A 12,421-nucleotide genomic window follows, 5' to 3' on the forward strand; every position below is an offset into this window, starting at 1 on the left:
GTGGTCACATCGACACGCGGGCATTGTCGCCCATGTCGGGTTTGGTGTTTGAGACGGCGGCGGCGGCCATCTTGATGTAGCTGATCACCGTGCCCGGGCTATCCCAGTATTCCGCGAAAGACGGGGTGACCTTGAGAATACGGACCGACGGGTCCTCGGGGCTGTCCCACCAAGCCTTTGCCGGCGTGGCCCAGAGTTCCTTGATCTTTTCCCGGTCGTTCAGCACCTCGGCCGCGCCGGACACCGACACATATTTCTGTCCCTTGGAGTCTGCGAAAGCCAGGCAGACATTGGGGTAGCGAGCGATTTCCTCATCCTTGTGGCTGGCCACATCGGTGAGGAAATAGATCGCATTTTCAATCTGCTCGGAATAGGCGCTCATGGGGCGGGCGCGCATGTCGTCGCCGGTCTTGGTCACCAGCATGCAGAAGCCGATCTTGTCGATCAGCGCCCATACTTTTTCCGTCTCATCCATCTCGGCCATGACTTTTCCTTTCCTGTCTGTACGCCAGAGGAACGGAGGAAGGCGAAACATGGTTCCCTCGTCGGACTCTCCTTGTGAGCCCAATTCAGCGCCAGCCGCCGGTTCTCGCGAGGCGCTCAAGCTGCTGCGCGGTGGCTTTCGGCCGCCGCCTTCACGATTGCTGCGGATATTGTCACGCCGATATCACGCGCGCTGGTGATCCCCTGGACAAAGGGCAGCTTGTGCAAAAGAAAGGCGATGGAGCCGCAATAGAGACGGTTGGTGACGGGCGCATCGAAAACGGGACGAAACGCCTCGTCGAGATCGACGCCGCCCGTGCGTTCAACCGAATTGCCAGCGTCTTCGGCAAAGGCGTCGGCGATCCTGGTCGGGGCCTTTCGGAACACGCCACGCGCGCGGAGCGTCGGGAAGGGGATGTCTCTGGCCGACAGCGGATGCTGGCCGGTGGCGTCTATGAAAGCGTCAAAGACATGTCTCTGTCCATCCACTGTCACCACGGCGCCCCGCGCAACCGAGGCGCTTTCGATATCGCCGTCATCGTCGAGCGCGATGATTTTCAATTTGCCTGCCCGGCGCAAGGCCAGAAGCCTGCGGATGGATTCATGCGGCACGGTCGCATAATCATCCACGAAAAGCGTCTTGAAATGTGCGTGGAAGCGCTTGAGATCGCGGGTGTTGAGGTGCGGGATGGCGCGGGCGATCACCTCATGCATGCGCAGGATCGCATAGCGCCATTCCACCACATGTTGCGCCGCCTTGTTGGCTTCGGCTTCCGCGAGGTTCATTGCCGCCCATACAAAGGGATCTGCTGTCTCTCGGGCTTTGAAATAGGCGGGACCGATCGTTTCCACGGTCTGCAGCGAGAGGCCGATCGAGGCGGAGTAATCGGGGTCTGCGGCGGAGAGTTCGCGCTTGAACAGATCAAAAACTGCGTCGAGCAGACTGTCTTTTTGTGTCGTGATGAGGTCGTCGACAGCAGCCTCTGTGCAGATTTTGAGCGGCCGATAGGGGAACTCGCAATAGAAATCGGCTTCCGGAAGAACCCCTTTTCGCGACATCATTGTGACTTCGAGCGCCTCGCTATCCGGAAAGGGCGTATATTGCAGCAGGCCGGATTGATCGAGAAGGAAGCCGCCGTGGCGGGTGGCGACAGTGACCAGCGCGTCGATGGCGCTGAGCGAGGTGCCCAATATGCAGACCTTACAGGCCGGGATGGTCTTGAGAAGCGGCGCCGGCCATGGCGATACGAAATAGCCGGGTTTCACCTCGGTCGTTTCCGGCCAGTCGTGGCCGGTCGCCATCACCACATGATCGAACACTAAACTTTCCCGCACGCCGTCATGATCAGCGACAAGGAGTCTGATGCTGTTTTCCTGCAGTTCGATATCCACCACATCGCGCCTGGTCTCGACCGCAATCACATGTCCCGTGAGGGCGCCGGCGGAGACAAGCTGGTCGAACTGGTCCTTGAAGTAATCGCCGAGCACCAGGCGCGGATAGAATTCCCGAGCGTCGATCGCCTCGCGCCGTACGCCAAGTTCGGCCAGCGCCGCATCCGCTTGTCGCGAAAGCCAGTCGACCAGGGATTCTGTGATCGGAGGAAGTTCGATGCTGGCGATATTCGACAACATCGCCTTGTCATTCATATCCGGATGATAGGGCGTTCCCTTTCCCGCCTCGGCTTCGCGTTCGAAGATGGTGATCCGCAGTGGGCGGTCGCTGGCGATCAAGCCCTTGAGCGTATAGATCCCGGTCGGACCGGAGCCGATGATGGCGACGGAAATGGTCATGACGAAAAACTGGCCTGAATTCGGCGGGATTGCCACCTCCGCACAATGGCGAGGGTCAGACTTGGTTCCTTCGCAAAAACATTCCACAACGCGCAGCGACAGCTGCGCGGCTTAACGCGACAATGCGCGGATTTTCGGACATGTCAGCGGAGGTTTCAGAACTGTCACACAAGCGGGATGCGGCATTCGTTCCGATGAGGCGCCCAGCGCCTCTACGCGCTGCGTCTGAACTCCATCGGAGTTCTGCCGGTCGCTGCTTTAAAGCTTCGTGCAAACTGGCTCGCGCCGTTAAAGCCGGTTGCTGACGCAATCTCCGCAATCGAAAGCCGGCCTTCGCTTAGGAGGCCCATTGCTCTGTCCAGCCGCCTGCCCAGAATATACTGATGCGGCGGTTCATGGAACGTTGCTTTGAAGGCGCGGGCAAAATGAAACCTGGTCAAACCGCAGAGCGAAGCCAGATCTTCCAGGCCAATCTCATTGCCGAGATTTTCGGCGATGTAGCTGACGACAAGCTCGCGTCTGGATTTGCTGAGCATGCTAGCGGGCGCAATTGCCTTGCGTGCAAGCACGCCTTCCTGCGTCAATCTGAACATCTCCAGGGCGGCGGTCAGTCCGACGGTTTCTGCATAGATTTGGGATGCCGACCGCCTTTGGTCCGCCATGATTCCGGCGAGCTTCCTCATCGTTGCCGTCAGCGCTTCTTCCTTGAAATAAATATGAGGCCTCGCCTCGATCGAGGAAAATTCGGCCTGCAATTCTTCGTCCATGGCCGAAGGGTCGAAACAGACGACAGTAAACGAGTTCATCCGGTCCGCTGGTTTGGCCCAACCAGACAGGCTTTGCCCTTTGGGGACAAACGTCATCTTGTCACGCAGGTCTCCTCCCGAAATCGGCCGGTCGCCGACAACCTCCATTTCTCCATCCAGCAGAACCAGATCGTGGTAAGCCAGATATTGGCATGCGCCGTCCCACTTGAAATCATATTCTCTGGGGAGCTTCAGTCGCGAATACTGAACCGAGACGCCCCGCCAGTTTTGCGCACGGTGAGTCTCCACTGGCTTTCCCGGCTCTTGAAACTCCAGTTGAAGTTCGGCCTTTTCATTCATGGCTGTCACAAGCACTTTCTATAGCAGTAAGGTGCACGGGGGCCGTTTTACGATTCAAACTGAAATCTGGATGAGCACGAAATGCAAAAAATGCGCATGATTTGTGCATTTGCATGCCGATCTTCACATAACGTAAATCATTCGACCTGAGAATTAGCATTATTAGATGTAGCGCTTGCCTGAAGCTTTCCAGATTTCGGCGGAATGCCAGGTGTGAAACTTCCCGGGGGAACAGAATGTTTGGATTCGGCAATGCAGCCGCAAAGGCTGTAATGGATGCTATGAGCAAATCTCAGGCGATCATCGAGTTCAAGCTTGATGGGACCATTCTAACCGCAAACGAGAACTTTTGCCGGGCAATGGGTTATGAGCTTTCCGAAATCGCCGGACAGCACCACAGGATGTTCGTTGATCCCGCGGAAGCCAACAGCCAGGCGTATCGAGATTTTTGGGCGAGCCTTGCCGCAGGCAAGTTCGATCAGCGTCAGTACAAGAGAATCACCAAGGCTGGTAAGGAGATCTGGATTGAGGCCTCCTACAACCCCGTATTCCGCAACGGAAAACCATTCAAGGTGGTGAAGTTCGCCACCGACATTACCGATAGAAAGCTGCAGGCGACGGAAGATCGCGGCAAGCTCGACGCGATATCGCGCGCTCAGGCTGTGATCGAATTCACGCCCGGCGGCGAAATCCTGACGGCCAATGAAAACTTCCTCAAGACACTCGGCTATCAGCTCTCTGAGATCCAGGGAAAGCATCACTCGATGTTCTGCGAGTCCAGCTATATAAACAGCCAGGACTATCGCGAATTTTGGAATAAGCTTGCAGCGGGCGAGTTTCAATCCGACGAGTTCAAACGCATCGGCAAGGGCGGCAAAACGGTTTATATTCAGGCGTCCTACAATCCGATCTTCGATGCGAGTGGGCGGGTGTTCAAGGTCGTGAAGTTCGCCACCGACGTGTCCGAGCGTGTTCGCAACGTCGACCAGCTTGCCGGCGCCATGCGGGCGATGGCGGCCGGCGACATGACTGTGACGCTGAATGAGCCGTTCCTGCCAGCGCTTGACAGATTGCGCCAGGATTTCAACGAAACGTCTTCGAAGTTGCTTTCGACGCTCCAGACCATTTCCCAAAATGCCGGCGCCATTGCGGCGGCCTCCCAAGAGATCCAATCGGCGTCCAACGATTTGTCCAAGCGTACGGAACAGCAGGCAGCCTCCGTGGAGGAAACTGCCGCAGCTCTGGAAGAGATCACCACCACGGTCAGCGATTCCAGCCACAGGGCTCAGGAAGCGGGAGTGTTGGTTCGACGCACCAAGGATCATGCCGAAATTTCCGGCAAAGTGGTCAGCGAGGCCGTCGAGGCCATGGGAAAAATCGAGCGCTCGGCCGGCGAGATAGGCAATATCATCGGCGTCATTGACGAGATTGCGTTTCAGACCAATCTTCTCGCGCTGAATGCCGGCGTCGAGGCGGCGCGCGCCGGCGAGGCGGGCAAGGGGTTTGCCGTCGTTGCCCAGGAAGTGCGGGAACTCGCCCAACGTTCCGCCAAGGCCGCCAAGGAAATCAAGGAGCTGATCGGCGCCTCGAATGCACATGTCAAGAACGGCGTCGCTTTGGTCGGAAACACGGGGAAGGCACTCGAGGAGATCGTGAACCAGGTCGTCCAGGTCGACGCCAATGTGGGTGCGATCGTGGAGGCGTCCAAAGAACAATCGACGGGCCTGAAGGAGATCAACACCGCCGTCAACACAATGGATCAGGGCACTCAGCAGAATGCCGCCATGGTCGAACAGACAACGGCCGCAGCCCACAGTCTGGCGCGTGAGGCCGAGCAGTTGTTCGCCCTCCTTGGTCAGTTCAATATCGGGGAACAAGCGAAGTCCTATCGCTCGGCGCCGGCAAAGGTTACTACCGCCCCAAGGCCAGTTGCATCCCCAGCGCGGCAAATGACCGCTAAGCTCACACAGGCTTTTCATGGCAACGCCGCGCTGAAATCCGGCGACAACTGGGAAGAGTTCTAGCCTGCCAGAAAGACGAGTTGAATAGGTGTCCCACGTTCGGTGAGCGGTGTCCCGGCAACCACTTTCCCACTGAAGTTCGTCAAGCTAGAGCCCAAGATCGCTTCGCGAAACAAATAACATGACCATCGGCTGCGCTGCTCAGTGTTGCCGGCCGGTATTTGCAGATTTTGCGTTGCGACTGAAAATTCCAAGAAAACTCGTGACAAAATTCCAAAAAGTCGCGGCAAGCTACATTTCAGGTGAGGGATGTAGTTTGACACCACTCTCTGGAATTCCGGGATTAGGCGGGATTATCCGGGAGGAGGCGGAAACGCTCGACATTTCAAAGCTTAAGGCGCTTTCGGACAGAAGGTGGCGCAATCCACTTTTGACACCGAGCGCCGCCAAAGGGGCGGCGAGGGGGATGATCGGCCGTGGTGTCTCGCTGAACTTCCAGGAGGCTTCAAAAATCGCCGAAATGGCTTCGGCGCGTCTTCAAATATTTGATTTTATTGAACTGTGAGATCTTCAGAGATTTCCGCCAAGACGCCGTTCGGCGGTGAATTGTAGGCGGAAATCCAATTTTAAGTCGGAAGGAGCTTCCGAGATAGAATAAAAGTTATAATATTCAGTAGCTTAAGGCGATTTTGGGCGCAATTTAAGTCGGAAGTCAGTTAGCCACGAAAATGGCGTTTCTAAACCAACCCATTGGCGGCTAAAACGATAGCGGCATCCTTCATTGTTGGCATCGCGACGCCGGCGGGGAGGTGGTTTGGCAAAGCCTGCCAAGCTTGTGAAAAGCTCCCTTTGGCAGGGCCCTTAACCAACCGCCAAAATGGTAACAGCCAACACGGCGTCACGACGGAAGATGCAGCCTGTGGGGATTCAACACTGGAGCGTAGAAGCATCGAAAATCTCCTTTGAGAGGGCTTTAAAACGGCTTCAAAGGTGGCCTGATGCTCTAGCTTTGTTAACTGCTATAGTGAGGGGCAAAATTGGCATAGGAATGGGCGCGGCCTATCGGTCGCGCCCCAAAGCTTCAAATCCGCTATCTATGTCTATTGAAATGCTCGGCGGGCTCCGTCGTCCGATGCTAGGCGCGCCATCGCTTCCTCAACAGCAGCGGTTTGCACCGAGAAAGTATCGGCAAAAATTTTGCGCAGTTGGAGTTCTGCCCAGGGCAGGAAGCTTCCTGCTTCGATCGGGTCTGTTTTGTCTCGGGTTTGAATCTCAACAGCGTTGATTGTCGCATCTACAAGATGTCTTGCTGTACGGTCTTGCTCGATTTCCTTTAGTGAAATGCTGTGTTCTTTGCAGATTGTGCAGGCCACGGCCCATAGGCTTTTCCGAAGCATTTTTCGAACCTGCTCGGCTTCTGGCTTTCTGCCGTCCACCACGCCTTGCTCATAAGCTCGGGTAAAACGCCGATCCAATTCCACGGAGATATGCGCGAGCTTATCGATGATTACCTTATGGATCAGGTGGATGCCGGCAGCGTCGTGTTCAACTCCTTCCGAACTTTCATGAACCAAGCGGTTCATGAAGTTGAACGCGGCTAGCATCTGCTGAACGTTCTCGAACTCGGTTTGGATATCATGGGGAAGGCCCCTTGCAGCGCAGGCGCGCTGTTCGCTTTCGGGTGCGGGTCTGCTACTGCTGTCTACAGCTTCGGGCATTTGAGGCCAACTCCTTTGCCTTGAGGTAGGCCCCTGCGGATGGTGCGAACATCTGCTGGGGCCGCTTGAAAAATGTATAGAACACCGTTATACATAACTCATCGTATAAAAATGTCAACGGTGCGTTATACAAATGGGTCTTGAAGACGAAAAAAAGACGCAGGCATTTGCAGTTCGGATGCGTCCCACTGTAAAAAAGGCAGGGGAAAAAGCTGCTGCGGAAGAGAGTATATCTCTCGCTGCACTCATGGACCGCCTTTTGATCCAATACCTCAAAGAGAAGGGGTACTTGCCCAAATGAAAGGGCCTGCATCCTTCGCAGCATGTGCGAGCGAAAGTTTGAGGTTGCTCAGATGCGCAATCATTGCGAGTATTAAGATAATTTCTCTGGATTTAGTTGCGTTATCGCGCTCGCGGTGAATAGCACCTTGTTCGGCAGCGGGCAGACGGTCAGAAAACCCAGGCGCGTCAAGCGTCTAGCGCTACGACCGAAGAGACCAAGCAAAATATCACATCCATCGTTGCAATCGTCGCGGCCTTCATCTTTCAAATCCGTCTAGGCGTCCCAGCGATGTCGTTCTAACTCACGGCACTTCAGGTTTCGTTTATCCTATAGCCTTAGCAGGCCATGCCGGAAACTGTTCCGGTTAAGAGCGCGAACCAGGAACGCCATGAGAAACCCGTCTGCTTCAGCTATTCAATTTCAGCGAAAAATTTCAACCTTCTGCGATGTTCGTGTCGCGCCGCTCGTTTCACCGAGCGAGTTGAACAACATCCGACCATTCCTCCTTGGCCTTATCATCTACCGCAAGTATCCGCCAACGCGATCAGGTCGAACAGATTGGACATCGATTCAGGCAGCATGCGGCCTTGATACCTTTATGAGCAGCGCCTTGAGAAAAACCCTTCAATCGGGGCTCGAGGCGATCGTCCGCTGGATCGACAAAGAACAGTCTGGGCAGGGAAAGGACCAATCACCTACAAAGGTCGGAAAGAGGGCGACGCTCCCGAAAGATGGCGATGTTGGTTGTCCGAGAGGCAAAACAGGTGTCCCACCCAGGCCGATTGAGGCGTTTCCTGAGCCTTTGTTCGACGCATCGGAAGATCCGATCGAATTCGCGTCTGCCCTGATCTACCATATGCGCAGACATGGCGATTCTGACTACAGTCTCCATCGGGCGGTCGCCGACCGGCATCCAGGCTTTGAACGCTCCACACTGGCAAGTTGGAGAAAGGGATCAAGGTCGCCGAGAACTGTCGATAGCCTGGAGGTCCTGTCATCCTTCGAACGGCGCTATCGTCTTCGCTCCGGCTATTTCAAGGCGAAGCTGCTACATCAATCACGCTCGACATCCGGCTTCGAACTCGCGAGCGAGGTCGGCGCCTCAGAACGACGACACCTGGCCTGGCATCTTCCTGACGACTTCAATACCCTCCCCTTCGCCAAACGCGAGGAAATCTTGGAATGGGTGCGCCGCGTCATCATTACTGGCTCTACTGATTATCGGCGTTTCCAGGCCACCGCATCCAAACAGCGCTATGCAATCCGATTTCCCGCCATTTCTTACGGCAGCACACTGTCGCCTAGACTCATTGCTGGCGGCGATGGCATCGAGTCCGATCATGCCTCTATCGAAGATCCAGACCTGCTCGGCGGTGTGATTAACGCGCCGCCGAGGTTGTCGTTGGAGATGGCCAACCTGGTGCATTTCAAGACCGCCACTCTTACAGCCGTCGGACTTCAGCGAAGCGGGGTATGGGGCGAGGAAACGACGTCACAGAAGATCGAGCATCTCGGACTAATGTTCGGATCGCTGGCAGCGTCGCCGCAGAGTGCTGTCAAGGGTTATGGTGTGCCGCTGGCTCAACTCACATTCGGTCTGCTCGTCTTCCCAGGGGTTTGGGATTGGTATCTGCAGTGGCGTGAGCGGCGCCGCGGCTTCTACACCAAGTGGGAGGAGGACATGCTTCAGATCCTAATGGGCATGGTCCGACCGGAAACGGGCTGGATGTGGCAGCATCGCCAGCTCGCCGCGAATCTGAAACCAATTCCTGGCTTGATTTCCGCCGCCGAAATCCGCGCCGCCCAGAATGACTGGTGCGGAGCGTGCGAAACCGCTTTCAAGCATGCAACGCAACGGCAGAAGGAAATTCAGCGCGTCGCGCGTGTCCATCGCGATCCGTTCGAGCCGATCATGTGCGTACTCGAGGCCGAAAGCCCGCTTGGAGAATATAGAAAAATCACCGAGGAAATTGTAAGGCGCATGCCTGATGAAAGCCGCTATCCGCGCGCCGCGGCCGAGGCCGTCAGATCGTTCCTCCTTCTCAGGCTGGGGTTACACCTCGGCCTGCGCCAGAAGAACCTGCGGCAGCTTATGGTGTGCCCGCGCGGACAATTTCCAACATCAGAACGCCGACTAGAGGACATGAAGCGCGGCGAGCTTCGATGGAGCGAACGCGATAGCGGCTGGGAAGTCCTGATCCCAGCAGTCGCATTCAAGAATGCGAACTCGTCATTCTTCTGCTCAAAGCCCTTCAGGCTCATTTTGCCCGATCTGCAGGATCTCTATCACTACATCGATGCCTATGTCAGTCGGCATCGTCAGGTGCTGCTAGGACGATCACAGGACCCGGGCACCCTATTTATCAAGACCGTTAAAACAACCAGCAAGGACGCTGCCTACAATCAGACGACCTTCTATGAGGCCTGGAAACTGGCCATCCAGCGCTACGGAATTTTCAACCCCTACACCGGCCGCGGTGTGATCAAGGGCTTGCTGCCGCATGGGCCGCATAATGTCCGCGATGTGCTCGCGACGCATATTCTTAAGCAAACGGGATCGTATGAACAGGCGAGCTATGCCATCCAGGACACGCCAGATATGGTCGCCCAACATTATGGCCGGTTCCTACCACAAGACAAAGCTGCCTTGGCGGCGAAGATCCTGAACCAGGTGTGGGAAGCGGCTTAAGCATTTTCGATAATTCTTAAAAGTTACGCGACGCGAGTCGCAATCACGTCGCGCACGACCGGGAGGATATGGTGCAGAATGCATGCCAGATGGAAGAGATTTTCTTGAAGCGCTTTGAATTACGGAAAGTAGAACGGCTCTGACGATCTTGCGGGTTTGTTTCAAAATCGTGAAATAGCGCAATTGTTGCACTGGTTTTAACAAAGGTTGGAATTTCGTCCGGTCTTACAATAGAGTTTGTTTCGAGATCTTCCGATGTTCTCTCCGTTGAGAGGCTCAAAAAATTTTTACGATGAAAATGTTGATTTCTGGAAACAGTCCAACAGTTGGACTGTTTTGAAGGGGATTGGGAGTATCTGCTTTGATTGTCCCTTCGCCTGACTTCTGTCAGCCAATCAAAATCTGCGAATTATGACATCTGACAGCCATTAAAGCTGACAGGATATTCGCACATGCCGCTAGCCTCCGAAGACGATGAAAGCATTGCTGATCTTATCCGGCGCGAATGCGGACATGAGATCGCTGAGAAATTTCTCAAAGCCTTTGCGGGGGTTCGTTGCAACATCCCCTCTGATCCTTCCAGGCTTACGAAGCATTCCCGCCTTGTTAAGCTGTTGGGCAGTGAAACGGCTTGGGAGGTTGCTAAAGCGACGGGCTATGTCAGTGAAACTATCCCCTTAGGCGACGCTAAAGGTTCTCGCGTTAAGAAGCGCCGAGCGGAGGCGTTGACCCGTCAGGGATTATCAGTTCGCGATATCGCATTGGAGCTGGACCTTCATGAGCGAACCATCTTCCGTTGGCGCAGCGAATGGGCCAAGGCTCCTAAAAAACAGGCTACTCCCATTGGCCTCCCTGCTCACCCCTTGCAGAAAAAAGCCTAAATTCGCTCACGAATTAACTGATGTGTGGTGATCCGTGCGTTTCGGACATCAATGACCGGATTCGTCATAACCGCCTCACCAGCCAACATCTGAAAATGAGTGAAAGGGTGCGTTCGCTGCTCTTCATTGTCACCTCAGCAGATGAAACATATCTCGACGAGGTCACCTGATGGCAGCGCTCTGGATTTTCCCTTTGTCGTCGATCTTTGTGGGGGAGCGCATTCGTCCGGACGATGAAGACCATACAGCAGCAATTGCCGCATCCCTCGTGGCCCAAGATCGTTGCCATGGTTGTTTCCACTGAGGCTGTTGAGACGCAGATGATGGAGGTCGCCGAGAACCTTCACCGCAACGAGTTGGCAGCGCTTGATCGTGGTCTTTTCGGGGTTGGCTACCGTGAAACTCTGCGAGGAAAAGCGCGGCAAAATCGAACCGAGGAGTGGACTCTCGAAAAACAGTCGCACGATGCAACTGTTCTCTTCGCGCCGGGCAGGACGTTTTCCTAACGAGTGCAGGAGCGTCTCAGGATCGGCCGGAATACCTATTCCCGAGCGACCATGATCGGCCTTAGGCTGACGCCCGCACTGCGCAATGTGCTTCGGGCACCGATACCGAGAAGGACTATAAACTCCTTCTGAAGCTCGTTGGAATGTCTGCGACGGAACAGGCGGCGCTGCTCGGGGCGCAGAAGATCGAGCTGGACTTCCGGAAGGTTCTGGAGGCGCTGAAACAGGCCGTTCTCTTTGATCCCCCGCTAAACCGTTGAAAAAAGCCTAAACTTGCTCACGTCATAACTAATGCACGTCACTTTGTACTGATGCCTCATTAAGTGAGAAGTGCTGTCATTAGTAAGACGGCGAATAGCTTCTCCCGAGGTGGCGGCGCCCGTGCCTCGGTCTATGTCGCCAAAACTCGGGAAATTCATCAAGAAAAACATGAGGAAATTCAGCACGGGGGCGAAATAAAATCAAAGTCCGCCGATTGGACTTTGATTTACGCCATTGGACATGATTTGGCCGAACGCGTTCAGGAACGGGACACTGCGGGTGATAGCTATTGGCTGGTTTGTGACTCGAAGCGAAACTATGCGGGCTGTAGGTGTTGGCGGCTTTGCGCCCTCATGTCGGTCCTAAATGCCGCAGTGATATCTTCCCAAAAGCGGACGTCATTCACCCTAAGCTTCGAAGATATCAACTTGTGCGGGGAGTTTTGACCTGTTGCGGAACGGAAGAATGACGTTGGTCTGCGCAGATAAATATATTGTCCAATTTGGGTTCATGCGGAGGCAAAGGCCATCGTTCGTCGCCTTGGTGGCTCAAACACCGCGTCAAAACACAAGCCGCAGCCGCCTCCTGGCTTTGGCTTGCAACTTTGAGCATTGGTTACTGTAGACGGTCGCATCTTCGATTGACTGAAGCCGTGTCTGCAAACTAGGCAGTAGACTCATAACGCCTTTATCCAGATGCGAGTAGCAATGAGTTTGACGGCGGCGAGGAAATTGGCCGGATT

The 12,421-nt window shown here is 55.1% G+C and carries 9 protein-coding genes; 5 read left to right on the top strand and 4 right to left on the bottom strand.

Annotation, left to right across the window (positions count from 1 at the left end; genetic code table 11):
• Positions 1-4: 4 nt before the first annotated feature.
• The 3 genes from E8Q41_RS12400 to E8Q41_RS12410 all read right to left on the bottom strand — a co-directional run bounded on the left by E8Q41_RS12400 (position 5) and on the right by E8Q41_RS12410 (position 3,380).
• Positions 5-484, bottom strand: coding sequence for a pyridoxamine 5'-phosphate oxidase family protein (locus E8Q41_RS12400; protein ID WP_137155858.1), 480 nt, complete (start codon positions 482-484; stop codon positions 5-7).
• A gap of 116 nt (positions 485-600) precedes the next feature.
• Entirely contained in the window at positions 601-2,274 is a 1,674-nt protein-coding gene (locus E8Q41_RS12405) for an FAD/NAD(P)-binding protein (protein WP_137155859.1), read from the bottom strand.
• Positions 2,275-2,486: 212 nt separating this feature from the next.
• On the bottom strand, positions 2,487-3,380 hold the full coding sequence (locus E8Q41_RS12410) for an AraC family transcriptional regulator (RefSeq protein ID WP_137155860.1): 894 nt from the start codon (positions 3,378-3,380) through the stop codon (positions 2,487-2,489).
• A gap of 236 nt (positions 3,381-3,616) precedes the next feature.
• Between E8Q41_RS12410 and E8Q41_RS12415 the strand changes: the two genes are divergently transcribed.
• Positions 3,617-5,404, top strand: a complete 1,788-nt coding sequence (locus E8Q41_RS12415; RefSeq protein ID WP_137155861.1) for a PAS domain-containing methyl-accepting chemotaxis protein — start codon at positions 3,617-3,619, stop codon at positions 5,402-5,404.
• A 118-nt stretch (positions 5,405-5,522) separates the two neighbouring features.
• Positions 5,523-5,906 carry a hypothetical protein gene (locus E8Q41_RS12420; protein WP_137155862.1) on the top strand — a complete coding sequence of 128 codons (384 nt, stop codon included), beginning with the start codon at positions 5,523-5,525 and terminating at the stop codon, positions 5,904-5,906.
• A gap of 535 nt (positions 5,907-6,441) precedes the next feature.
• Here E8Q41_RS12420 and E8Q41_RS12425 read toward each other — a convergent pair.
• On the bottom strand, positions 6,442-7,059 hold the full coding sequence (locus E8Q41_RS12425; RefSeq protein ID WP_137155863.1) for a hypothetical protein: 618 nt from the start codon (positions 7,057-7,059) through the stop codon (positions 6,442-6,444).
• A gap of 671 nt (positions 7,060-7,730) precedes the next feature.
• Here E8Q41_RS12425 and E8Q41_RS12430 point away from each other — a divergent pair.
• The 3 genes from E8Q41_RS12430 to E8Q41_RS12440 all read left to right on the top strand — a co-directional run bounded on the left by E8Q41_RS12430 (position 7,731) and on the right by E8Q41_RS12440 (position 11,418).
• On the top strand, positions 7,731-10,031 hold the full coding sequence (locus E8Q41_RS12430; RefSeq protein WP_137155864.1) for a hypothetical protein: 2,301 nt from the start codon (positions 7,731-7,733) through the stop codon (positions 10,029-10,031).
• A gap of 452 nt (positions 10,032-10,483) precedes the next feature.
• The gene (locus E8Q41_RS12435) at positions 10,484-10,912 is read left to right on the top strand and encodes a helix-turn-helix domain-containing protein (protein WP_137155865.1); all 429 of its coding nucleotides are present in this window, start codon (positions 10,484-10,486) and stop codon (positions 10,910-10,912) included.
• Positions 10,913-11,145: 233 nt separating this feature from the next.
• Entirely contained in the window at positions 11,146-11,418 is a 273-nt protein-coding gene (locus E8Q41_RS12440; RefSeq protein ID WP_137155866.1) for a hypothetical protein, read from the top strand.
• Positions 11,419-12,421: the final 1,003 nt, after the last annotated feature.

It is taken from the genome of Rhizobium sp. FKL33, assembly GCF_005222915.1.
Taxonomy (GTDB): Bacteria; Pseudomonadota; Alphaproteobacteria; order Rhizobiales; family Rhizobiaceae; genus Rhizobium_E.